Raw genomic sequence first — 24,329 nt, forward strand, 5'->3', positions numbered from 1 at the left:
GGAGTACTTAGAAGTGAGAATGCCGGTATGAGTAGCGAAAAGACAAGTGAGAATCTTGTCCATCGAAAGCCTAAGGTTTCCTGAGGAAGGCTCGTCCGCTCAGGGTTAGTCGGGACCTAAGCCGAGGCCGAAAGGCGTAGGCGATGGCCAACAGGTTGAAATTCCTGTACCACCTCCTCACCATTTGAGCAATGGGGGACGCAGGAAGGTAGGGTGAGCACGCCACTGGATGTGCGTGTCCAAGCCGTTAGGCTGACAACGAGGCAAATCCCGTTGTCATAAGGCTGAGCGGTGATGGCGAGGGAAATTTTAGTACCGAAGTCCCTGATCCTACACTGCCAAGAAAAGCCTCTAGCGAGGTGAGAGGTGCCCGTACCGCAAACCGACACAGGTAGGCGAGGAGAGAATCCTAAGATGAGCGGGAAAACTCTGGTTAAGGAACTCGGCAAAATGACCCCGTAACTTCGGGAGAAGGGGTGCTCTTTGGGGTTTATAGCCCCGAAGAGCCGCAGTGAATAGGCCCAAGCGACTGTTTAGCAAAAACACAGGTCTCTGCGAAGCCGCAAGGCGAAGTATAGGGGCTGACACCTGCCCGGTGCTGGAAGGTTAAGAGGAGGGGTTATCCTCACGGAGAAGCTCTGAATCGAAGCCCCAGTAAACGGCGGCCGTAACTATAACGGTCCTAAGGTAGCGAAATTCCTTGTCGGGTAAGTTCCGACCCGCACGAAAGGTGCAACGACTTGGGCACTGTCTCAACCAGAGACCCGGTGAAATTATACTATGCGTGAAGATGCGCATTACCCGCGACAGGACGGAAAGACCCCGTGGAGCTTTACTGCAGCCTGATATTGAATTTTGGTACAGCTTGTACAGGATAGGCAGGAGCCTTGGAAGCGTGAGCGCCAGCTTACGTGGAGGCGCTGGTGGGATACTGCCCTTGCTGTATTGAAATTCTAACCCTGAGCCGTTATCCGGCTCGGAGACAGTGTCAGGTAGGCAGTTTGACTGGGGCGGTCGCCTCCCAAAAGGTAACGGAGGCGCCCAAAGGTTCCCTCAGAATGGTTGGAAATCATTCGCAGAGTGTAAAGGCACAAGGGAGCTTGACTGCGAGACCTACAAGTCGAGCAGGGACGAAAGTCGGGCTTAGTGATCCGGTGGTTCCGCATGGAAGGGCCATCGCTCAACGGATAAAAGCTACCCCGGGGATAACAGGCTTATCTCCCCCAAGAGTCCACATCGACGGGGAGGTTTGGCACCTCGATGTCGGCTCATCGCATCCTGGGGCTGTAGTCGGTCCCAAGGGTTGGGCTGTTCGCCCATTAAAGCGGTACGCGAGCTGGGTTCAGAACGTCGTGAGACAGTTCGGTCCCTATCCGTCGTGGGCGCAGGAAATTTGAGAGGAGCTGTCCTTAGTACGAGAGGACCGGGATGGACACACCGCTGGTGTACCAGTTGTTCCGCCAGGAGCATCGCTGGGTAGCTACGTGTGGACGGGATAAGTGCTGAAAGCATCTAAGCATGAAGCCCCCCTCAAGATGAGATTTCCCATAGCGTCAAGCTAGTAAGATCCCTCAGAGATGATGAGGTAGATAGGTTCGGGGTGGAAGCGTGGCGACACGTGCAGCTGACGAATACTAATCGATCGAGGACTTAACCAATTTAATTGGAATGCAAGACAACCAGCGTGCATCACACATGCACTGCACACTTCTGTTTCACGTGTTATCTAGTTTTGAGGGAATAAACCTCAATTAAATAGTCTGGTGGCAACAGCGAAGAGGTCACACCCGTTCCCATACCGAACACGGAAGTTAAGCTCTTCAGCGCCGATGGTAGTTGGGGTTCTTCCCCTGTGAGAGTAGGACGCCGCCAGGCATATAAAAGAGTCAATCTTCTTATGGATTGACTCTTTTTTCGTGTAATAAAAGAGAAATATAAAAAGGGATCTTCTCTTTAGTAGTTTGTAAAAACTGCATAATAAAAGGGAAATCATGATGTGAAAAGTGATGTCGAATATCTCCCCACCACTCTGTTTCATAGCGACAGATCATGCTTAAATTGTATAAAAGAAGATAGTGAACCATAAGCTCATTTAAATTGGAGGTTAATAATGGTTTATTCTTTGGAAGGAAGAAAGATTCTTCCTGATAATGATAAAGCAGTGGTATGCTTGAAATAGGCGAAGGATTGTATGGTAACTCTAGGATGAAATGGTCATCAGTAATCATAATATTATCTGGATGTAAAATTTGTTTAATGAATCGACTGAAATGTTGCACTGTCATCTTTAATTGATCGATAATGGACAGAGGGATAAAAAGTCGCTTTCCCTCCTTATTGATAGGGTAATGATAAGAACGGTTAAAACTATCTGAAAATAGAGCATTCATCTCAGGTATATGCTGTAGGAGCATTTCCATCGAATATTTTTCGTTTTCTAGATGTTCCACGTGAAACATTTTGCTGAAAAAATGTGTAAACAGTCCATTCTTTTGTATTTTGATTTGGTCATGTAGGAATTGGTACTGTTTTTTCTTTCTCTTTCGCGTTGTTACGCCATGAGATAAAACAGCTGCGCTTTCAGGATAGGTTGCATCGGTTGTGAGGAGACAAGCTTTCATCAGCTGGATATATCCATAGAAAAGTAATACTGGCTGAATTGATATAGGTGCTTTTTCTGCTGTAATATAATAATTTTGTCCATGTTCTAAGTAGTAAATAAAGGCATAGCAGTTTTCATAGCTCCACTTTTCTGCATTTTCAATATTCTCTTTAAGATAGCTTTTATGTAAGTATGTTTGCACATGATCTGTAGAAAGATAAAAGTTGAGCCAGCTCCAATTTGATGCAGACATATGATTCCTCCGAAGGTGAATAAATTTTGAAAATTCAATCTAATTGTTCGTTTCTTGACAGTAGTTTAACCAATTGTTAAGCTACTAATTAATATTTTCACGAAAATTAGCGGGAGAGAGGGTTGAAATAAATGTGGGAAGATAAATTTGTTAAAGAAGGTCTAACGTTTGATGATGTGCTTCTTGTTCCACAAAAGTCAGAAGTATTACCTAGAGCTGTATCAGTTCAGACAGAGCTTTCAGACTCGATTAAATTAAACATTCCAATGTTAAGTGCAGGGATGGATACGGTAACTGAATCGGAAATGGCAATTGCAATGGCTAGACAAGGTGCGCTTGGTGTTATCCATAAGAATATGTCGATTGAGCAGCAAGCGGAACAAGTGGATAAAGTTAAGCGTTCTGAAAGTGGCGTCATTACAGACCCTTTCTACTTAACGCCAGATCATCAAGTATATGATGCAGAACACCTAATGGGTAAATATCGCATCTCTGGTGTACCGATTGTCAACAATGTAGAAGAGCAGAAGTTAGTTGGTATTCTTACAAACCGTGACTTAAGGTTCATTCAAGATTATTCAATTCAGATTAAAGAAGTTATGACGAAAAAGGACCTTGTTACTGCTCCAGTTGGCACAACTCTCGACGAAGCAGAAAAAATTCTTCAACAATACAAAATCGAAAAACTGCCGTTAGTAGATGAGAATGATGTACTTAAGGGACTTATTACAATCAAAGATATTGAAAAAGTAATTGAGTTCCCTCACGCGGCGAAAGATAATCAAGGGCGTTTGTTAGTAGGAGCTGCAGTAGGCGTTACTGCTGACGCGATGATGCGTGTTCAAAAGCTTGTTGAGGCAGCAGTAGATGTGATTGTTTTAGATACTGCTCACGGCCACTCAGCGGGCGTGTTGGACAAGGTACGGGAAATTAGAGAAGCGTACCCTAAATTAAATATTATTGCTGGGAATGTAGCGACTGCTGAAGGAACAAGAGACTTAATTGAGGCTGGGGCAAATATTATTAAAGTCGGTATCGGACCGGGCTCGATTTGTACAACACGTGTAGTAGCAGGTGTTGGTGTTCCGCAAATTACAGCTATTTATGACTGTGCAACAGAAGCTCGTAAATATGGTGTCCCAATTATTGCTGATGGTGGCATCAAATATTCTGGTGATATTGTAAAAGCATTAGCTGCAGGAGCACATGCGGTTATGATGGGAAGTATTTTTGCAGGAACATCAGAAAGCCCTGGTGATACAGAAATTTATCAAGGGCGTCGTTTCAAAGTGTATCGCGGCATGGGTTCTGTCGGAGCAATGAAGCAAGGAAGTAAGGATCGTTATTTCCAAGAAAATAATCAGAAATTCGTTCCAGAGGGTATTGAAGGTCGTGTTCCATATAAGGGGCCTGTTGCTGAATTAATTTATCAATTAATTGGTGGTCTTCGTTCCGGTATGGGCTATTGTGGTGCGAAAGATTTACAAGTGTTGCGAGAAGAAAGCAAATTCATTCGTATGACAGGTGCTGGCTTACGTGAAAGTCATGCTCATGATGTCCAAATCACGAAGGAATCACCAAACTATTCCATTTAGACAGAGGGACTTTCCTCTGTCTATTTTTTTATGGAATCTTGTGATAGAATTACCTCTGTACATAATAAAGTTGGAGGTTTAGGCATTGGATAATAAGTGGAAGAAAATGCTGTCTTTCGGCATGATTCTGATGCTTCTGATTGGAATTTTTTCAACACATGGAGCCAAAGAAGTACATGCTGCAGGCGAATTAGAAATGAATGCAAAATCTGCTATCTTAATTGATGCAGACACAGGGAAAATTTTATATGCTTTGGAACCGGACTTAACGCTTCCTCCTGCAAGTATGACAAAGATGATGACTGAGTACTTAGTGTTGGATGCAATAAAGAAGAAGCAGATTTCTTGGAAAGATAAAGTCAAAATTTCAGACTTTGTATACAAGATCTCTCAGAATAAGCAATTATCGAATGTTCCTCTTCGCAAAGATGCAGAATATACAGTAGAAGAACTGTATGAAGCGATGGCTATTTATTCAGCAAATGGTGCTACAATCGCGCTAGCAGAACATATCGCTGGTTCTGAAACGAAATTCGTGAAGAAAATGAATGAAAAAGGTAAAGAGTTAAATCTTAAGGATTATAAATTTGTGAATTCTACGGGCCTGAATAACCGTGACTTGAAAGGGAACCATCCAAAAGGAACAGGTGCTAATGAAGAGAATATGTTGTCAGCACGAGCAACTGCTAAGCTTGCTTATCAACTTCTGAACAAATATCCAGAGGTTTTAGAAACGGCAAGCATTCCAACTAAAACATTTCGTAAAGGAACAAATGATGCAATTGAAATGTTGAACTGGAACTGGATGCTCCCTAATATCCCTGGTTATCTACAAGCATATGCCTATGAAGGCGTAGATGGCTTGAAAACAGGTTCAACTGAACTGGCTGGCTATTGTTTCACAGGAACAGCTGAACGTGACGGTATGCGCTTAATTAGTGTCGTGATGGGAACAGACTCAATTACGAAGCGTTTTGAAGAAACGAAGAAAATGATGGATTATGGCTTTGAAAATTTTGAAAAGCAAGAGGTTTTCCCTGCAAACTATAAAGCAAAAGAAAAATCTTCTGTTGCTGTAGAAAAAGGGAAAGAAAAATCAGTTGATGTTGTTTCGGCGAAACCATTAGCTATGGTTATGAAGAAAGGTGAAAAGAAACAATATTCACCGAAAGTGGTGTTTGATAAGTTAAATAAAGATGATGCATTAGTTGCTCCAATTAAAGAAGGCCAAAAAGTTGGTACTTTAACATATGATTACAAAGGCAAAGATGAATATGGTTATATAACAGCTAAGGGTGAACAGGCAGCAAGTGTAGACATGGTTACAGCTTCTTCTGTGGAAAAAGCAAATTGGTTTATATTATCAATACGTGGTATTGGTGGGTTTTTTGCCGATATATGGACTAGTGTAGCCAGCTCTGTAAAAGGGTTATTTTCGTAAATAACGAACGTTTATGAATCCTGTTGTAACTACAACAGGATTTTTCATATGGAAAGCATATTTTCCTGCCATAAATAATAGGAATTTTCAGCATTTTGGGTTACAATAAAGGACGTGAAGAATGACAGGTGTTTAATTTACACAATGTTCTAATTGTCATATGAGACTTTTTTCAGTAAAATTAGAAATTAAATGATTTGCATAACAGGAGGAATCTTCGATGGCACAAACAGGTACTGATCGTGTAAAACGCGGAATGGCAGAAATGCAAAAAGGCGGCGTAATTATGGACGTTGTCAATGCAGAACAAGCAAAGATTGCTGAGGAAGCTGGCGCTGTAGCCGTAATGGCTCTTGAGCGAGTTCCTGCTGATATCCGCGCAGCAGGTGGGGTAGCACGTATGGCTGACCCAACTGTTGTAGAAGAAGTTCAAAATGCAGTAACAATCCCAGTAATGGCAAAAGCTCGAATTGGCCATATCGTTGAAGCGCGTATATTAGAGGCGCTTGGCGTTGATTATATCGACGAGAGTGAAGTACTAACACCTGCTGATGAGGTGTATCATATTAATAAGCGCGATTACACGGTTCCATTTGTATGTGGATGCCGTGACTTAGGTGAAGCAGCACGCCGTATTGGTGAAGGTGCTTCAATGCTTCGTACAAAAGGTGAGCCGGGTACAGGTAATATTGTTGAAGCGGTTCGTCATATGCGTGAAGTTCAAGCTCAAATTCGCAAAGTTGTGAGCATGAGTGAAGATGAGCTTATGACATATGCAAAGAACATTCAAGCACCATATGAGTTGCTTCTTGATATCAAACGTGAAGGCCGTCTTCCTGTTGTAAACTTTGCAGCAGGTGGAATTGCAACACCAGCAGATGCAGCACTTATGATGCAGCTTGGTGCAGACGGTGTATTCGTAGGTTCAGGTATTTTCAAATCAGATAATCCGCAACGTTTTGCTCGTGCAATTGTGGAAGCAACAACTCACTACGAAGATTACAAGCTAATCGGTGAGCTTTCCAAAGGTCTTGGCACAGCAATGAAGGGGATTGAAATTTCATCATTGCAGCCGGAACAACGTATGCAAGACCGCGGCTGGTAAAAATAAAGGAGTCATGTGTGATGATTAAGGTTGGAGTATTGGCATTACAAGGCGCTGTCCGTGAACATATTCGTGCGATTGAAGCGTCTGGTGCAGAAGCCGTTTCAGTCAAGCGTATTGAACAGCTAGATGAAATAGACGGGCTTGTTATCCCGGGCGGTGAAAGTACGACAATGCGCCGTCTTATCGATAAGTATGATTTCATGCAACCGCTAAAAGAATTCGGCGAGAGTGGAAAACCGATTTTTGGTACATGCGCTGGGATGATTCTTTTGGCAAACCGTATTCAAGGCCAGGAAGTTGTTCACCTTGGTTTAATGGATATGTTAGTTGAGCGAAATGCATTCGGCCGTCAGCGGGAAAGCTTTGAAACACAGCTTATCGTAAAAGATGTAGCGGATGATTTTGAAGCAGTCTTTATTCGGGCGCCACGCATCATTGAAGTAGGCGAGAACGTCGAAGTATTATCAAAGTATGGAGAAGAGATCGTAGCTGCAAGACAAGGGCAATATCTTGCATGTGCTTTCCATCCAGAGTTAACCGATGACCATCGCTTAACTAATTACTTTGTTCAGATGGTTGAGGCTTCAAAGCTCGAACTTGTATAAGGGTGTTGTCATTTGGAAATAAATATAGTAAATTAACTAATACGTTATTTATATGTTTAATGTGATGATGGGAAGTAGTAATACAAGTATCTGTTTGATAGAGAGCCGGTGGTTGGTGCAAACCGGTACAGAGCCTTGTATGAATCCATCCCTGAGCGAAATGCTGAAAATGATTAGTAGGCATTTACGGTGACGCCGTTATCGTTTTTAAGTGGAAGGCTTATAATGTCTTCAACTAGGGTGGCAACGCGGGTAAACTCTCGTCCCTTCTTTTATAGAAGGGCGGGAGTTTTTTGTATTTAGAAAGGGAAAAGAAAAAGGCAAAGATTTTATAGGAGGGTGAACCATGCTTGATATTAAATATTTACGTGAGAACTTTGTAGAAATCAAAACGAAGATGCAGCACCGCGGAGAAGATGTAGGGGATTTAGACCGCTTTGAGGAGCTTGATGAAAAACGTCGTGAACTGATTCAGAAGACAGAGGAGTTGAAACATAAACGAAACGAAGTATCGAAAGAAATCTCTGTTTTGAAGCGTGAAAAGAAAGACGCAGAAGATAAAATCGTTCAAATGCGTGATGTAGGGGCCCAAATTAAAGAAATGGATAATGAGCTTCGTGAGGTCGAAATTAACCTTGAACATTTGCTTCTTTCTATTCCGAATGTACCGCATGAAAGCGTACCTGTAGGGGAAACAGAAGATGACAATGTAGAAGTTCGCAAATGGGGGGAAATCCCACAGTTTGATTATGAAGCCCAACCTCATTGGGACATTGCTGATGAGCTTGGTATTCTTGACTTTGAACGTGCTAGTAAAGTAACGGGAAGCCGCTTTGTTTTCTATAAAGGTCTTGGAGCGCGCTTGGAGCGGGCGTTAATTAACTTTATGATGGATTATCATGAAGAAAACCATGAATATGAAGAAGTTATCCCGCCTTATATGGTTAATCGTGATAGCATGACAGGTACTGGGCAGCTTCCGAAGTTTGAGGAAGACGCCTTCAAAATTGAAGGGGAAGAATATTTCCTTATTCCGACAGCTGAAGTACCAGTGACTAACCTTCATCGTGATGAAATTTTAAATGCAGAAGAATTGCCGAAGAGTTATGTTGCTTACAGTGCTTGTTTTCGTTCAGAGGCAGGTTCTGCAGGTCGTGATACACGCGGCTTAATTCGTCAGCATCAGTTTAATAAAGTAGAACTTGTAAAATTCGTGAAGCCAGAGGATTCTTATGCAGCGCTGGAAAAACTAACAGGGCATGCAGAGAAAATCTTGCAGCTTCTTGGCCTGCCATACCGTGTTATGAGCATGTGTACAGGTGACTTAGGTTTTACGGCTGCGAAGAAGTATGACATTGAAGTATGGCTTCCAAGTTATGAGACATATCGAGAAATCTCTTCTTGTAGTAACTTTGAGTCATTCCAAGCAAGACGTGCAAACATCCGCTTCCGTCGTGAGTACGGAGCAAAGCCTGAACATGTTCATACATTGAATGGTTCTGGACTCGCGGTAGGCCGAACTGTTTCTGCAATCTTAGAAAATTATCAGCAAGCTGATGGCACGGTTATCATTCCAGAAGTTCTTCGTCCTTATATGAGGGGAAAAGAAGCAATCAAACGCAAAGCATAAAGTAGAAGGGAGCAGGTCGAACTGCTCCCTTTCGCTTTTTCTGAAAAAGTGTTGACAGGCTATTTGTTCTATGCTAAATTAAGTGTTGTCGGTCGTTACGGAGGAGTACCCAAGTCCGGCTGAAGGGAGCGGTCTTGAAAACCGCCAGGGGGTTTACGCCCCGCGGGGGTTCGAATCCCTCCTCCTCCGCCATAAAACTACAAACAAACCCAAACGCAAACATATTGGAGATTGTCAAAATTCGTTACAGATGTAACGAATTTTTATTTATATTGTGTCCCAGTAGCTCAGCTGGATAGAGCAATCGCCTCCTAAGCGATAGGTCGGAGGTTCAAATCCTCTCTGGGACGTTTTGAAGCTTTCTGTAACTTACAGGAAGCTTTTTCTTTTTGTCTTATCTAGAGATTTGAGAGAGAACTTATGAATGATTTTCTGCACAAGGACACTCACCTACTGAATATAGTAGAACAGATAGCCATAAAGGGGAGAGGTTACTGTGCATTCAAATCATTACTTGTATTTCGTTCAGCCGGGGGATAGTCTTGTCTCAATTTCGAATCAGTTTCAGACAACGGTAGAAACTGTGCAAAGCTTAAACCAATTGCGTTCTACAACTCTCTATTATAATCAGCCGCTTATTATCCCTGTTGAGGAGATGACAAGAACGGTTGAATATGGGAGAGAGAGACAGCAAGGTGTTACAACCTACAAGGTTAAGTCTGGTGACTCTTTATTTGAAATTGCTAAGAAGTATAATACGATTGTCGACGCAATCAAGCAGTTAAATAATTTGGAAACAAATGCACTTACGGTGGGGCAGGTATTGCGTATTCCTGCTTATACGGAAGCGGTCATCACTGTTTCGCGGGCAAATATTCGAGAGGAGCCGACATCTGGGGGAAGAGTTATTATTCAAATGGATAAGGGCACGCGCTTAGCTGTAACGGGAACACGTGGAGACTGGTATAAGGTAACATTATTTAATGGAGGCACTGGCTGGGTTTCGAAAAATGTTTCTGAATTAAAGGTGTATGACGGAAGCAAGCCAATTATTTCGATTCTTGGATATTACACCTTGCGTGAAGGTCCCGCGTTACCGGGCTCTTATCAATCATTTGTTTCTAACACAGATGATTTAAGTCAGCTAGGGTTATTTTTATTTCAAATTTCAAAAGCAAATCCAACAAAGATTGATAAGTTTGGAGAGTTTGAAGATAATGAGGTTAACGTCTTACGGGCGCTTGCACACCGAAATAATATAAAAGCCCTTGGAGTGGTCCATAATTTATTATATGAAAACGGAAGTCAGGAAGTATCCAAGAAAGTAGTAGAAGAGATGCTGTCCTCACCGCAAAATCGGACTGCTTTTGTGAATTCACTTGTCGAACTTGTGGAACGTTACGGGTTAGATGGTGTTGATATTGATATAGAAGATGTATTTGAGAAAGATCGAGATCGTCTTTCGCTTCTATATGAACAGGTTGGCCGTGTCTTTAGGCAAAAAGGTTATTTTTTCTCAACTGCTATTCCTTCTAAAACAGGCCCTGAGGACCCGAGTGAATTTGCAAAACCGTTTGATTACCCTCGCATTGGAAATGCTGCCGATCAAGTTGTCATTATGCTCTATAATGAACATGGCTGGCCTGGCAGTGGTCCTGGACCTGTCGTGTCGTATGGGCGAATGGAGAATGTCTTAAAATACGCCACTTCTGTTATGCCGAAGGAAAAAATCATAGCAGCTGTGTCGGTGTTTGGATTTGACTTCAACTTAACGACTGACAAAAGTCAATATGTGACGTATCAGGGTGCGGTTGATTTAGCTAACAAGTACAATAGTGAAATCATGTTTGACGAGGAAACGAAAACACCAATGTTCTCTTATACAGCTGAGAACGGGGATAAGCATGAAGTTTGGTTTGAAGATGAACGAAGTATTAAAGCAAAAGCTGAGCTTGCAAATCAATATGGGGTAAGAGGCCTTGCTCTTTGGCGGTTAGGAATGGAAGACCCGCAGATTTGGGCGATGTTAAATCGTGATGTGATCGTCAGCAAGCCATAAATGACTGATTATTAAAGGTGAGAAGCAATGGATATGAAAACAGATGAATACTGGATGAGAGAAGCAATTGCAGAAGCAAAAAAAGCACAGGATATTGAGGAAGTGCCAATTGGAGCCGTACTTGTAAAAGGTGGCGAAATAATTGCAAAAGCACATAATTTGCGTGAAACGGAACAGCGTTCACTTGCACATGCAGAAATGCTTGCAATTGATGAAGCATGTCGTAAGCTTGGAACATGGCGCTTAGAAGATACAACGTTATATGTAACGTTAGAGCCCTGCCCGATGTGCGCGGGAGCTATTGTTCTTTCAAGGGTGGAACGGGTTGTATTTGGAGCTAAGGACCCGAAAGGCGGCTGCGCTGGAACATTGATGAACCTTTTACAAGAAGAACGTTTTAATCATCAGGCTGAGGTTACAGCAGGGGTGCTGGAGGAAGAGTGTGGTCAAATGTTGACTCTCTTCTTTCGGCAATTACGTGAACGTAGGAAAAAGAACAAATAATTGGTTTTGTACGTGAGTTGCATTTTAAGTAAATACGAGTTATACTTATTATTGCGCTTGATTGAAAGCGTAACTGAATATTGGTAGTAACTTTGCCGTGCTAGGTGGGGAGGTAGCGGTGCCCTGTACCCGCAATCCGCTATAGCGGGACTGAATCCCTTCCCGAGGTAGATACGCCTTGAGGTCTGACTTAAGTAAGTGGTGTTGACGTCCGGGTCCTGCGCAACAGGAACCCGTGAACCCTGTCAGGTCCGGAAGGAAGCAGCAGTAAGCGGCCACTCTTGTGTGCCGCAGGGTTGCCTGGTCCGAGCTAACTGCTTAAGTAGCGCTTGGGGCGATCTTATCGACGGAAGGTGCACGGCGTTATATACATATAAAACAACTCACCCATCATAATGGCGTGGGTTTTTTTATGCTTTGAGGGGAAAACGGCCGTCATTTATAAATGGGTGCGCTGGTCTTTCTTTATTTAGTTTTGGAAAGCGAAAAAAGAATCAGTTATAATAATGAAAGATAACCGAAAGGAACAGGAGGGAAGTACAATGGCATATCAGGCCCTGTACCGTGTTTGGCGGCCGCAAGCATTTCAAGATGTAGTCGGACAAGAGCATATTACACAAACACTACAGAATGCATTGGTACAAGAAAAGTTTTCACATGCTTATTTATTTTCAGGGCCACGCGGTACAGGTAAGACGAGTGCTGCCAAAATCTTATCGAAAGCGGTAAACTGCGAACAAGCGCCTGTTGCTGAACCTTGTAATGAGTGCCCTTCCTGTGTCGGTATCACAGATGGTTCGATTTCTGATGTCATTGAAATTGACGCAGCTTCTAATAATGGTGTTGATGAAATTCGCGATATTCGTGACAAAGTGAAATATGCACCAAGTGCTGTTCGTTATAAGGTGTACATCATTGATGAAGTGCATATGCTGTCTATTGGGGCATTTAATGCTTTGTTAAAGACATTGGAAGAGCCGCCGAAGCATGTTCTTTTTGTATTAGCAACGACAGAACCTCACAAAATTCCGCCGACTATTTTATCACGTTGTCAACGATTCGACTTTCGAAGAATCCCATTGGCTTCGATGATGAATCGAATGAGAATGATTGCGGATGAACAGCATGTTGATGTACAGGATGAAGCTCTTGCATTAATTGCTAAGTCTGCAGAAGGCGGAATGCGTGATGCCTTAAGCTTGTTTGACCAAGCGATTTCCTTTAGTGGAGATACAGTGAAGACAGAGGATGTCTTAGCGATTACCGGGTCTGTTTCGCAGCAGTTTTTAGCTGTATTGGCGAAAGCACTAATTGAGCAAGATGTAGCCCAAGGGTTAAAAACAATTGATGACTTGATTAAACAAGGAAAAGAGCCAGTTCGGTTTCTTGAGGATTTTATTTTTTACTTCCGTGATATGCTGTTGTACAAGTCAGCTCCACAACTTGAAGAAGTGCTAGAGCGGACGGCTGTAGATGAAGTGTTTCAAAACTTAGCTGAACAAGCGCCAACGGCTTGGATCTACGAGGTAATTGAGCACTTGAACAATGCTCAGCAAGAAATGAAATTCACTAGTCATCCGAAAGTATTCTTAGAAATTGCGGTTGTGAAGCTTTGTCAGCAATCTGCTTCGCGTGATGCGGGTAGTTCAGAAGCTTATGCAGACTTACAGAAAACTGTAAAACAGTTACAGGCAGAACTTCAGACGTTGAAGCAGCAAGGCATTACCGTACAAGCAGCAGAGGAAAGTCAGCAACAGCGCCCGAAGAGAGTGAAGAAGTCTTCAAGTCGTTCTGTTCAAGTTCCGATAAAACAAGTGAAAGAGATGCTTCGTACTGCTTCAAAGAAAAAAGCACAGTGGCTTTCCGGCCAATGGGGAAATATGAAAGAGCAATTGAAAAAGCAAGATATCGGTGCGCAGGCGATGCTGATCGATAGTGAACCTGTAGCGGCTTCAGATGATGCTTTCATTCTTGCTTTCAAGCATGATTTTCATTGTCAGATGGCAGGGACAACGAAAAAGGAAATTATTGAACAAGTTGTTCATGAGACGGTTGGACGTCCGTTAAAGATGTTTGCCATGACAAATGAAGATTGGGAGAGGATTAAGCAGGAATTTATCGAAGAACAACAAGGGACGAATGAAGGTCCTGCAGAAGAAGATCCGCTTATTTCTGAAGCAAAGAAATTGTTTGGCGAAGATATTTTAGAAATTAAAGAATAAATTCATTCAAGGAGGTTTTATCTATGCGAGGTGGCATGGGAAACATGGGCGGCATGATGAAACAAATGCAGAAAATGCAGAAGAAAATGCAAAAAGCCCAAGAAGAACTAATGGAGATGACGTTTGAAGGGACTGCTGGCGGCGGTATGGTAAAAGTAACTGCCAAAGGGTCAAAGGAAATTATTGATGTTGAGATTGCAGAAGATGTTGTCGACCCAGATGATATCGAAATGCTTCAAGACCTTGTAATTGCAGCAACTAATGAAGCGTTGAAAAAAGTTGATGATAAAACAAACGATACAATGGGACAGTTTACAAAAGGCTTAAATATGCCTGGTATGTTTTAAGTGACGCAGTATAGGAGGCGCTTGCATGCACTATCCTGAACCGATTTCGAAGTTGATTGACAGTTTTATGAAATTGCCGGGCATTGGTCCGAAGACAGCAGTCCGTCTTGCTTTTCACGTATTAGAAATGAAGGAAGATGATGTGCTTGATTTCGGTAAAGCGCTAGTCAATGCTAAACGGCAGCTTACACATTGTTCGATTTGTCATCATATAACCGATCAAGATCCTTGTTCGATCTGTGAAGACAATCATCGGGATAAGAGCATCATTTGTGTCGTGCAAGATTCAAAGGATGTTATCGCTGTTGAGAAGATGAGGGAATACAATGGCCTTTATCACGTGCTTCAAGGGGCGATTTCTCCTATGGATGGTATAGGGCCAGAGGATATTAATGTGCCCGATCTATTGAAGCGGCTCCAAGATGAAACTGTTCAAGAGTTAATTTTGGCTACTGATCCGACCATTGAAGGTGAAGCAACGGCAATGTATATTTCCCGTCTTGTAAAACCAACAGGTATAAGAATTACACGAATTGCTCATGGATTACCTGTAGGCGGGGATTTGGAATATGCGGATGAAGTGACATTGTCGAAGGCGCTGGAAGGTCGTCGAGAGCTTTAGAATAGAGCGGTTGAGAAGGAAGTGGAGCAGTGCGGCTTTTTAGGAGAAGGAAGAAGTTATCCCAAGAGCGTGATGAGAAGCTTCTTTCATTACTACACAAAACCAAGACAGAGTGGATGAACACCAAGGATTTATATGAAAAAAGTGTTGAGCCATCTGATGAGCTGCGGATGGAATTGCAACTCACCAAAGCAAAGTATATCTATTTAATGAAAGAAGCAAAACAATGCAATTTAAGGTTAAGAGGGCGGAGCTAATCCGTCCTCTTGTTCTTTTTCTCGATATTCTTTCATATATATACAAATATAATAGATGAATGAAAGAGGTGTCGAGGTGGAACCGGTGATTGTGTTTTCAATTTTGGGAGGATTAATTTTGTTGTTGCTGATACTTGGTGCCCCAATTAAGCCTTTGCAAATAATTGGACAAGGTTGTGTTAAATTAATTGTTGGTGCATTATTGCTATTCTTTCTAAATGCATTTGGCACGTCACTAGGTATGCATATCCCAATTAACTTTATAACGGCTGCCATTTCTGGCTTTCTAGGTTTGCCAGGGCTTGCAGCACTTGTTGCTATTGAGGCAATCATTCTGATATAATCAACAGGCTTGTGCTTGTTGATTTTTTTATTTAAAAAAGTTTCATAATACCCTTGACTATTAAGTTTATATATTATATATTATTACTTGTCGCCAAAACAAAGCGGCAAAATAAAAATAGTAAACAAGCAAGTCGAAAAAAACAACTTTAAAAAAGTTGTTGACATTAACTACTCAGCTTGATATACTGTTAAAGCAGTCGTGGTTGAAAGCGACAAAATGCTCTTTGAAAACTGGACGAAATGAACATGCTTAACGAGCAAGTTTCAAATTTTTTCGAACTTCCATTTGGAAGCATTTATCGGAGAGTTTGATCCTGGCTCAGGACGAACGCTGGCGGCGTGCCTAATACATGCAAGTCGAGCGGATGAAGGGGAGCTTGCTCCCTGGATTCAGCGGCGGACGGGTGAGTAACACGTGGGCAACCTGCCTGTAAGACTGGGATAACTCCGGGAAACCGGGGCTAATACCGGATAATCAAGTGAACCGCATGGTTCGCTTGTAAAAGACGGTTTTGCTGTCACTTACAGATGGGCCCGCGGCGCATTAGTTAGTTGGTGGGGTAACGGCCTACCAAGACGACGATGCGTAGCCGACCTGAGAGGGTGATCGGCCACACTGGGACTGAGACACGGCCCAGACTCCTACGGGAGGCAGCAGTAGGGAATCATCCGCAATGGACGAAAGTCTGACGGTGCAACGCCGCGTGAACGATGAAGGCCTTCGGGTCGTAAAGTTCTGTTGTTAGGGAAGAACAAGTGCCGGAGTAACTGCCGGCACCTTGACGGTACCTAACCAGAAAGCCACGGCTAACTACGTGCCAGCAGCCGCGGTAATACGTAGGTGGCAAGCGTTGTCCGGAATTATTGGGCGTAAAGCGCGCGCAGGCGGTTTCTTAAGTCTGATGTGAAAGCCCGTGGCTCAACCACGGAGGGTCATTGGAAACTGGGGAACTTGAGTGCAGAAGAGGAGAGTGGAATTCCACGTGTAGCGGTGAAATGCGTAGATATGTGGAGGAACACCAGTGGCGAAGGCGACTCTCTGGTCTGTAACTGACGCTGAGGCGCGAAAGCGTGGGGAGCAAACAGGATTAGATACCCTGGTAGTCCACGCCGTAAACGATGAGTGCTAAGTGTTAGGGGGTTTCCGCCCCTTAGTGCTGAAGTTAACGCATTAAGCACTCCGCCTGGGGAGTACGACCGCAAGGTTGAAACTCAAAGGAATTGACGGGGGCCCGCACAAGCGGTGGAGCATGTGGTTTAATTCGAAGCAACGCGAAGAACCTTACCAGGTCTTGACATCCTCTGACCACCCTGGAGACAGGGCTTCCCCTTCGGGGGCAGAGTGACAGGTGGTGCATGGTTGTCGTCAGCTCGTGTCGTGAGATGTTGGGTTAAGTCCCGCAACGAGCGCAACCCTTGTCCTTAGTTGCCAGCATTTAGTTGGGCACTCTAAGGAGACTGCCGGTGACAAACCGGAGGAAGGTGGGGATGACGTCAAATCATCATGCCCCTTATGACCTGGGCTACACACGTGCTACAATGGATGGTACAAAGGGAAGCAAGACCGCGAGGTGGAGCCAATCCCATAAAGCCATTCTCAGTTCGGATTGCAGGCTGCAACTCGCCTGCATGAAGCCGGAATCGCTAGTAATCGCGGATCAGCATGCCGCGGTGAATACGTTCCCGGGCCTTGTACACACCGCCCGTCACACCACGAGAGTTTGTAACACCCGAAGTCGGTGGGGTAACCTTTGGAGCCAGCCGCCGAAGGTGGGACAAATGATTGGGGTGAAGTCGTAACAAGGTAGCCGTATCGGAAGGTGCGGCTGGATCACCTCCTTTCTAAGGATTTTATATGCACCAACGGTGCAAAACGATTAAGCATGTTTCATTTTGTTCAGTTTTGAGAGAGCATTCTCTCAATCAATGTTTGTTCCTTGAAAACTAGATAACCGAAACAGAAGTAAAGATTCCTTTTTAAATTAAACCGATTTAAAGGGTATGTGCAAATGCGTTTTATGTATGATGCTCATCAATGGTTAAGTTAGAAAGGGCGCACGGTGGATGCCTTGGCACTAGGAGCCGATGAAGGACGAGACTAACATCGATATGCTTCGGCGAGCTGTAAGTAAGCGTTGACCCGGAGATTTCCGAATGGGGAAACCCACTGTCCGTAATGGGGCAGTATCATCATCTGAATCCATAGGGTGATGAAGGCAGACCCGGGGAACTGAAACATCTAAGTACCCGGAGGAAGAGAAAGCAAACGCGATTTCCCGAGTAGCGGCGAGCGAAACGGAAACAGCCCAAACCAAGAGGCTTGCCTCTTGGGGTTGTAGGACGTTCCACATGGAGTTACAAAGGAACAGGATAAGTGAAGCGGCCTGGAAAGGCCGGCCACAGAAGGTAACAGCCCTGTAGCTGAAATCCTGTTCTCTCCGGAGCGGATCCTGAGTACGGCGGAACACGTGAAATTCCGTCGGAAGCAGGAGGACCATCTCCCAAGGCTAAATACTCCCTAGTGACCGATAGTGAACCAGTACCGTGAGGGAAAGGTGAAAAGCACCCCTGACGGGGAGTGAAAAGATCCTGAAACCGTGTGCCTACAAGTAGTCGGAGCCCATTAACGGGTGACGGCGTGCCTTTTGTAGAATGAACCGGCGAGTTACGATCTCGTGCAAGGTTAAGTCGGAAAGACGGAGCCGCAGCGAAAGCGAGTCTGAACAGGGCGATATAGTACGTGGTCGTAGACCCGAAACCGAGTGATCTACCCATGTCCAGGGTGAAGTTCAGGTAACACTGAATGGAGGCCCGAACCCACGCACGTTGAAAAGTGCGGGGATGAGGTGTGGGTAGGGGTGAAATGCCAATCGAACTCGGAGATAGCTGGTTCTCCCCGAAATAGCTTTAGGGCTAGCCTCAAGGGAAGAGTCTTGGAGGTAGAGCACTGATTGGATGAGGGGCCCCCAACGGGTTACCGAGTTCAGTCAAACTCCGAATGCCAATGACTTATCCTTGGGAGTCAGACTGCGAGTGATAAGGTCCGTAGTCGAGAGGGAAACAGCCCAGACCACCAGCTAAGGTCCCTAAGTATACGTTAAGTGGAAAAGGATGTGGAGTTGCCCAGACAACCAGGATGTTGGCTTAGAAGCAGCCACCATTTAAAGAGTGCGTAATAGCTCACTGGTCGAGTGACTCTGCGCCGAAAATATACCGGGGCTAAACGTATCACCGAAGCTGTGGATGTTCCGCATGGAACATGGTAGGGGAGCGTTCTAAGCGCTTTGAAGCCAGACCGTAAGGACTGGTGGAGTACTTAGAAGTGAGAATGCCGGTATGAGTAGCGAAAAGACAAGTGAGAATCTTGTGTCCATCGAAAGCCTAAGGTTTCCTGAGGAAGGCTCGTCCGCTCAGGGTTAGTCGGGACCTAAGCCGAGGCCGAAAGGCGTAGGCGATGGCCAACAGGTTGAAATTCCTGTACCACCTCCTCACCATTTGAGCAATGGGGGGACGCAGGAAGGTAGGGTGAGCACGCCACTGGATGTGCGTGTCCAAGCCGTTAGGCTGACAACGAGGCAAATCCCGTTGTCATAAGGCTGAGCGGTGATGGCGAGGGAAATTTTAGTACCGAAGTCCCTGATCCTACACTGCCAAGAAAAGCCTCTAGCGAGGTGAGAGGTGCCCGTACCGCAAACCGACACAGGTAGGCGAGGAGAGAATCCTAAGATGAGCGGGAAAACTCTGGTTAAGGAACTCGGCAAAATGACCCCGTAACTTCGGGAGAAGGGGTGCTCTTTGGGGTTTATAGCCCCGAAGAGCCGCAGTGAATAGGCCCAAGCGACTGTTTAGCAAAAACACAGGTCTCTCGCGAAGCCGCAAGGCGAAGTATAGGGGCTGACACCTGCCCGGTGCTGGAAGGTTAAGAGGAGGGGTTATCCTCACGGAGAAGCTCTGAATCGAAGCCCCAGTAAACGGCGGCCGTAACTATAACGGTCCTAAGGTAGCGAAATTCCTTGTCGGGTAAGTTCCGACCCGCACGAAAGGTGCAACGACTTGGGCACTGTCTCAACCAGAGACCCGGTGAAATTATACTATGCGTGAAGATGCGCATTACCCGCGACAGGACGGAAAGACCCCGTGGAGCTTTACTGCAGCCTGATATTGAATTTTGGTACAGCTTGTACAGGATAGGCAGGAGCCTTGGAAGCGTGAGCGCCAGCTTACGTGGAGGCGCTGGTGGGATACTGCCCTTGCTGTATTGAAATTCTAACCCTGAGCCGTTATCCGGCTCGGAGACAGTGTCAGGTAGGCAGTTTGACTGGGGCGGTCGCCTCCCAAAAGGTAACGGAGGCGCCCAAAGGTTCCCTCAGAATGGTTGGAAATCATTCGCAGAGTGTAAAGGCACAAGGGAGCTTGACTGCGAGACCTACAAGTCGAGCAGGGACGAAAGTCGGGCTTAGTGATCCGGTGGTTCCGCATGGAAGGGCCATCGCTCAACGGATAAAAGCTACCCCGGGGATAACAGGCTTATCTCCCCCAAGAGTCCACATCGACGGGGAGGTTTGGCACCTCGATGTCGGCTCATCGCATCCTGGGGCTGTAGTCGGTCCCAAGGGTTGGGCTGTTCGCCCATTAAAGCGGTACGCGAGCTGGGTTCAGAACGTCGTGAGACAGTTCGGTCCCTATCCGTCGTGGGCGCAGGAAATTTGAGAGGAGCTGTCCTTAGTACGAGAGGACCGGGATGGACACACCGCTGGTGTACCAGTTGTTCCGCCAGGAGCATCGCTGGGTAGCTACGTGTGGACGGGATAAGTGCTGAAAGCATCTAAGCATGAAGCCCCCCTCAAGATGAGATTTCCCATAGCGTCAAGCTAGTAAGATCCCTCAGAGATGATGAGGTAGATAGGTTCGGGGTGGAAGCGTGGCGACACGTGCAGCTGACGAATACTAATCGATCGAGGACTTAACCAATTTAATTGGAATGCAAGACAACCAGCGTGCATCACATACGCACTGCACACTTCTGTTTCACGTGTTATCTAGTTTTGAGGGAACAAACCTCAATTAAATAGTCTGGTGGCAACAGCGAAGAGGTCACACCCGTTCCCATACCGAACACGGAAGTTAAGCTCTTCAGCGCCGATGGTAGTTGGGGTTCTTCCCCTGTGAGAGTAGGACGCCGCCAGGCAACTTTAAAGTCGACCGTTTATGGTCGATTTTTTGTGTTTTTTATAAGAATAAGTTGTCTTTGCTTCACCACTATTAATATACTTTCATATCCTACTTATAGAAGAAAATAGATGTATAAAAGATTGTTAGATGGAGAAGATAAATAGTGGAGGTGGAAGAACGATGACGATTTCTTATCATAAGCATTTAGGGGAAACGTGTATAGTTTGTGAAGAGAAAAAAGAACGCGGGATTCACATTATAAATGAATTTATTTGTACTGAATGTGAGCAACAAATGATTCAGACTGAAACACACGAACAAAAGTATCGTTATTTTATTGAGAAATTACAAAAAATCAAAGAAACGAAATTATATTCTTAAAATCAGCCCCCTTAGTCGGGCTTTTTCTTTTTCTTTATTTTTTTGCTTATAAATGATTGAATAAGAGTTAAAAAGGATGAACAAGAATGGCAGGTAAGCTACCATTGTATGAGGCACTAGTGAGTCATGCAAAGCAACATACATCTTCATTTCATGTCCCGGGTCATAAATCAGGTCAAGCTTTTCCGAATGAAGCAGCTGAGTTTTTTCGAAAAATTTTACATATCGATTTGACAGAAATAACAGGAATGGATGATTTGCATGCACCAGAAGGGATTATTGAAGAAGCACAACAATTAACTGCAGAGCTGTATGGAGTGAGAAAAAGCTTTTTTCTTGTTGGCGGAAGTACAGCAGGGAATCTTGCGATGATCGCAGCATCTTGTGAACGAGGCGATCTTGTATTCGTTCAACGTAATTGTCATAAATCTATTTTTCATGCTTTACAGTTAGCAGGTGTGAAGCCTGTTTTTTTGTATCCAGAAATTGATGAGGACACGCAAACCCCTGTTGGATTGGTAAGAGAGACACTTCAAGAAGCGATAAAGCAATATCCGCAGGCTAAGGCATTGGTGTTAACTTACCCGAGTTATTATGGTTTAGCAAATGATATAAGTGAGCTAATTTCTCTTGCCCATAAGCATGAGTTAACAGTTTTGGTTGATGAAGCACATGGGGCACACTTTGTCATTGGTGAGCCTTTTCCGCGTTCTGCTGTTTCGATGGGAGCAGATCTTGTTGTACAGTCGGCCCATAAAACATTGCCCGCGATGACAATGGCATCATTTCTTCACTTAAATAGTGAGCGTGTTAACGAAGAAAAACTTGTTTATTATCTTCAAGTTTTTCAGTCAAGCAGTCCTTCATATCCAATAATGGCCTCTTTAGATATTGCCAGATATTATTTACAATCTTTTATAGAGAACAATAAGAAAGAAGCAGTGATCCAAGAGATCCAATGCTTTAAAGAAGAACTAGTGAACATTGGTTATCAAGTGGTGAAGCCAAAGCATGATGCAGTCCGACATGACCCACTAAAAGTAATTTTACAGGCAGATGCAAGTGGATATGAATTACAACAAGCATTAGAAGCAGAAAATATATTCACTGAATTAGCAGATCCATTAAATGTGTTATTAGTGTTACCGCTAGATGAAATAAAACAAAAAGAAGAAATATTATCACGTTTCAAGCAGGCAATGTTATCATTAAATCAGTCAATGAATCAGAAAGCTTCCTATACAGTGAAACAACCAAAGCAATCAGTAGCAGCATTAATGCTTTCATATAATGACATTCAAGCCAAAACAAAATACCGCCTTCCGTTCAAGCAAGCAATTGGTGCAATTTGTGCAGAGATGATTGTGCCGTATCCTCCAGGTGTCGCATTATTAATGCCAGGGGAAATGATTGAACTGCCTCATATCGAGCAAATTCATCAACTAAAGGAAATGGGCGCGCGCTTCCAAAACGGTGAGGAATTATGGAATGAAGGTATTTTAGTTGTCCGTGATTAAAGGAGAGTGCTAAGTAATGAACGGGGTATTTATCACATTTGAGGGTGGAGAAGGTGCTGGGAAAACAACAGTGCTTTCAGAGCTATCCCGACGTATGAAACATCAAGGCAAAGAGGTTGTCATAACGAGGGAGCCGGGTGGAATTGAAATTGCTGAAAAAATTCGCGAAGTCATTTTAAATCCTGCTCATACAAAGATGGACGCAAGAACAGAAGCATTACTGTATGCGGCGGCACGTCGTCAGCATCTAGTAGAAAAAGTTATACCAGCACTGAAAAGAGGAGCAATTGTCTTGTGCGATCGTTTTATCGACAGCAGCCTGGTGTACCAAGGGTATGCGAGAGGACTTGGAGTAGATGAAGTTCTGGAAATAAACGAGTTTGCTATTCAACAAACGATGCCTCATTTAACCTTTTTCTTAGATCTTCCCCCGAAAATAGGTCTTGAACGCATTAATAAAGAAGAAGGCAGAGAAGTAAATCGCCTTGATCTAGAGGAGCTGTCCTTTCATGAGAGAGTGAGGGAAGGGTATTTACTTATGCTAAATCGGTTTCCAGAACGTATCATAAAGATTGACGCTGTTCAAGAACTTGAGGCAGTAGTAGCCGAAGTCGAAGAGCACCTTGAAGAATTATTGAATGGAAGAGTAGATGAAGTAAAATAAGTGAGTGGTTATTAATGAAGAGTTGGAGCAGTCTTAAAGATATTCAACCTAATGTCGTTCAAATGCTTACAAATGCACTGCAAAAGGATAGGGTTGCACATGCCTATCTGTTTGAAGGCGGGAGAGGTACTGGCAAGAAGGATGTTAGTGTGCAATTAGCAAAAAGCTTGTTGTGTCAGAACCGGCAAGAAGCAGATCCTTGTGGAAGCTGTCGAAATTGTCAACGGATCGCCTCAGGCAACCATCCAGATGTTCATTTGCTTGCCCCTGATGGTCAATCCTTAAAGAAGGAACAAATCCTTTTCTTGCAGCGTGAATTTTCGAAAACAGGTGTGGAATCAAATCGTAAAATTTATTTAATTGAACATGCAGACCGAATGACAGTCCAAGCTGCTAATAGTTTATTAAAGTTTCTTGAAGAACCGAGTACAGAGACTACGGCTGTCTTAATGACAGAGCAGCCTCATCGGATGTTAGAAACAATCCTTTCGAGATGTCAAATTCTATCATTTCGAGCTCTTCCGCCTGAACATCTTGTTAATAAGCTTCAGGAGCAGGAAGTTCCGCTCAAGTTAGCGCTGACAGTTGCCAACATCACAAATAATTTAAATGAAGCACTTGATATTGTGAAAGAGGATTGGTTTGCACAGGCGCGAAAATTAGTGATACAATTGAATGAGGCACTTAAGCAACGTTCTGAATTTGTGCTTATATGGATTCAGAATAATTGGGTGCCACATTTCCAAGATAGAGAACAAGTCAACTTAGGTCTTGATTTACTGCTACTGTGGTATAAAGACTTACTATATATGCAAGCTGGTGAAGAAGACAAGCTTGTTTTTATTGACCAGCAGGAAATGATTAAGCAGGAGGCTCTTCGAGTTTCACAGCAAACGGTCGCCCACCAATTATCGGCTATTTTAGAAGCTAAGAAACGCATTCACAGCAACGTGAATGCACAATTATTAATGGAGCAGTTGATGCTTCGTTTGCAGGAGGGATAAT

17 protein-coding genes, 2 tRNA genes, 5 rRNA genes, 1 other RNA gene and 1 other annotated feature (1 of these 26 only partly in view) are annotated in these 24,329 nt (G+C 44.0%); of the genes, 24 read left to right on the forward strand and 1 reads right to left on the reverse strand.

Annotated features, from left to right (window positions below):
- Both LC040_16775 and rrf (LC040_16780) read left to right on the forward strand, forming a co-directional pair.
- A 23S ribosomal RNA gene (locus LC040_16775) occupies positions 1-1,658 on the forward strand; it begins 1,274 nt to the left of the window's first position.
- Between the two features lie 101 nt (positions 1,659-1,759).
- Positions 1,760-1,875: ribosomal RNA gene (gene rrf, locus LC040_16780) — 5S ribosomal RNA — on the forward strand.
- Positions 1,876-1,895: 20 nt separating this feature from the next.
- Here the strand turns inward: rrf (LC040_16780) and LC040_16785 are convergent.
- Positions 1,896-2,855 (reverse strand): YaaC family protein, encoded by a 960-nt coding sequence (locus LC040_16785; GenBank protein ID WLR50871.1) that lies wholly within the window; start codon positions 2,853-2,855, stop codon positions 1,896-1,898.
- Positions 2,856-2,986: 131 nt separating this feature from the next.
- Between LC040_16785 and guaB the strand changes: the two genes are divergently transcribed.
- The 22 genes from guaB to holB all read left to right on the forward strand — a co-directional run bounded on the left by guaB (position 2,987) and on the right by holB (position 24,328).
- The gene (gene guaB / locus LC040_16790) at positions 2,987-4,450 is read left to right on the forward strand and encodes an IMP dehydrogenase (GenBank protein WLR50872.1); all 1,464 of its coding nucleotides are present in this window, start codon (positions 2,987-2,989) and stop codon (positions 4,448-4,450) included.
- Positions 4,451-4,580: 130 nt separating this feature from the next.
- Positions 4,581-5,891 carry a D-alanyl-D-alanine carboxypeptidase family protein gene (locus tag LC040_16795; protein ID WLR53323.1) on the forward strand — a complete coding sequence of 437 codons (1,311 nt, stop codon included), beginning with the start codon at positions 4,581-4,583 and terminating at the stop codon, positions 5,889-5,891.
- 220 nt (positions 5,892-6,111) lie between these two features.
- Entirely contained in the window at positions 6,112-6,996 is an 885-nt protein-coding gene (pdxS, locus tag LC040_16800; GenBank protein WLR50873.1) for a pyridoxal 5'-phosphate synthase lyase subunit PdxS, read from the forward strand.
- Positions 6,997-7,016: 20 nt separating this feature from the next.
- A complete protein-coding gene (pdxT, locus tag LC040_16805; GenBank protein WLR50874.1) occupies positions 7,017-7,604 on the forward strand; it encodes a pyridoxal 5'-phosphate synthase glutaminase subunit PdxT in 588 nt (195 codons plus the stop codon).
- A 55-nt stretch (positions 7,605-7,659) separates the two neighbouring features.
- Positions 7,660-7,875: a binding site (T-box leader), on the forward strand.
- A gap of 75 nt (positions 7,876-7,950) precedes the next feature.
- Positions 7,951-9,234, forward strand: a complete 1,284-nt coding sequence (gene serS, locus LC040_16810; protein WLR50875.1) for a serine--tRNA ligase — start codon at positions 7,951-7,953, stop codon at positions 9,232-9,234.
- A gap of 99 nt (positions 9,235-9,333) precedes the next feature.
- Positions 9,334-9,426, forward strand: a tRNA-Ser gene (locus tag LC040_16815).
- An 84-nt stretch (positions 9,427-9,510) separates the two neighbouring features.
- Positions 9,511-9,584, forward strand: a tRNA-Arg gene (locus LC040_16820).
- Between the two features lie 146 nt (positions 9,585-9,730).
- Positions 9,731-11,293: a glycosyl hydrolase family 18 protein gene (locus tag LC040_16825; protein WLR50876.1), complete on the forward strand. Its 1,563-nt coding sequence runs from the start codon at positions 9,731-9,733 to the stop codon at positions 11,291-11,293.
- 33 nt (positions 11,294-11,326) lie between these two features.
- Positions 11,327-11,797, forward strand: a complete 471-nt coding sequence (gene tadA, locus LC040_16830; protein ID WLR53324.1) for a tRNA adenosine(34) deaminase TadA — start codon at positions 11,327-11,329, stop codon at positions 11,795-11,797.
- A gap of 95 nt (positions 11,798-11,892) precedes the next feature.
- Positions 11,893-12,158, forward strand: an RNA gene (ffs, locus tag LC040_16835) — signal recognition particle sRNA large type.
- 181 nt (positions 12,159-12,339) lie between these two features.
- Positions 12,340-14,019: a DNA polymerase III subunit gamma/tau gene (gene dnaX, locus LC040_16840; GenBank protein WLR50877.1), complete on the forward strand. Its 1,680-nt coding sequence runs from the start codon at positions 12,340-12,342 to the stop codon at positions 14,017-14,019.
- 23 nt (positions 14,020-14,042) lie between these two features.
- Positions 14,043-14,366, forward strand: a complete 324-nt coding sequence (locus LC040_16845) for a YbaB/EbfC family nucleoid-associated protein (GenBank protein WLR50878.1) — start codon at positions 14,043-14,045, stop codon at positions 14,364-14,366.
- Positions 14,367-14,391: 25 nt separating this feature from the next.
- Positions 14,392-14,988, forward strand: a complete 597-nt coding sequence (gene recR, locus LC040_16850; GenBank protein WLR50879.1) for a recombination mediator RecR — start codon at positions 14,392-14,394, stop codon at positions 14,986-14,988.
- Positions 14,989-15,017: 29 nt separating this feature from the next.
- Positions 15,018-15,245, forward strand: coding sequence for a YaaL family protein (locus tag LC040_16855; GenBank protein WLR50880.1), 228 nt, complete (start codon positions 15,018-15,020; stop codon positions 15,243-15,245).
- Between the two features lie 76 nt (positions 15,246-15,321).
- Positions 15,322-15,588, forward strand: coding sequence for a pro-sigmaK processing inhibitor BofA family protein (locus LC040_16860; protein ID WLR50881.1), 267 nt, complete (start codon positions 15,322-15,324; stop codon positions 15,586-15,588).
- Positions 15,589-15,886: 298 nt separating this feature from the next.
- A 16S ribosomal RNA gene (locus LC040_16865) occupies positions 15,887-17,432 on the forward strand.
- 195 nt (positions 17,433-17,627) lie between these two features.
- A 23S ribosomal RNA gene (locus LC040_16870) occupies positions 17,628-20,561 on the forward strand.
- Between the two features lie 101 nt (positions 20,562-20,662).
- A 5S ribosomal RNA gene (gene rrf / locus LC040_16875) occupies positions 20,663-20,778 on the forward strand.
- The 16S, 23S and 5S rRNA genes sit together here, the layout of an rRNA operon.
- A gap of 164 nt (positions 20,779-20,942) precedes the next feature.
- A complete protein-coding gene (locus tag LC040_16880; GenBank protein WLR50882.1) occupies positions 20,943-21,143 on the forward strand; it encodes a sigma factor G inhibitor Gin in 201 nt (66 codons plus the stop codon).
- A gap of 86 nt (positions 21,144-21,229) precedes the next feature.
- A complete protein-coding gene (locus tag LC040_16885) occupies positions 21,230-22,660 on the forward strand; it encodes an aminotransferase class I/II-fold pyridoxal phosphate-dependent enzyme (protein ID WLR50883.1) in 1,431 nt (476 codons plus the stop codon).
- Positions 22,661-22,676: 16 nt separating this feature from the next.
- A complete protein-coding gene (gene tmk, locus LC040_16890; protein ID WLR50884.1) occupies positions 22,677-23,324 on the forward strand; it encodes a dTMP kinase in 648 nt (215 codons plus the stop codon).
- Positions 23,325-23,338: 14 nt separating this feature from the next.
- A complete protein-coding gene (gene holB, locus LC040_16895; protein ID WLR50885.1) occupies positions 23,339-24,328 on the forward strand; it encodes a DNA polymerase III subunit delta' in 990 nt (329 codons plus the stop codon).
- Position 24,329: the final 1 nt, after the last annotated feature.

The sequence above is a fragment of the Bacillus tianshenii genome (genome assembly GCA_020524525.2).
In the GTDB taxonomy this organism is placed as follows: Bacteria; Bacillota; Bacilli; order Bacillales; family Bacillaceae_N; genus Bacillus_AV.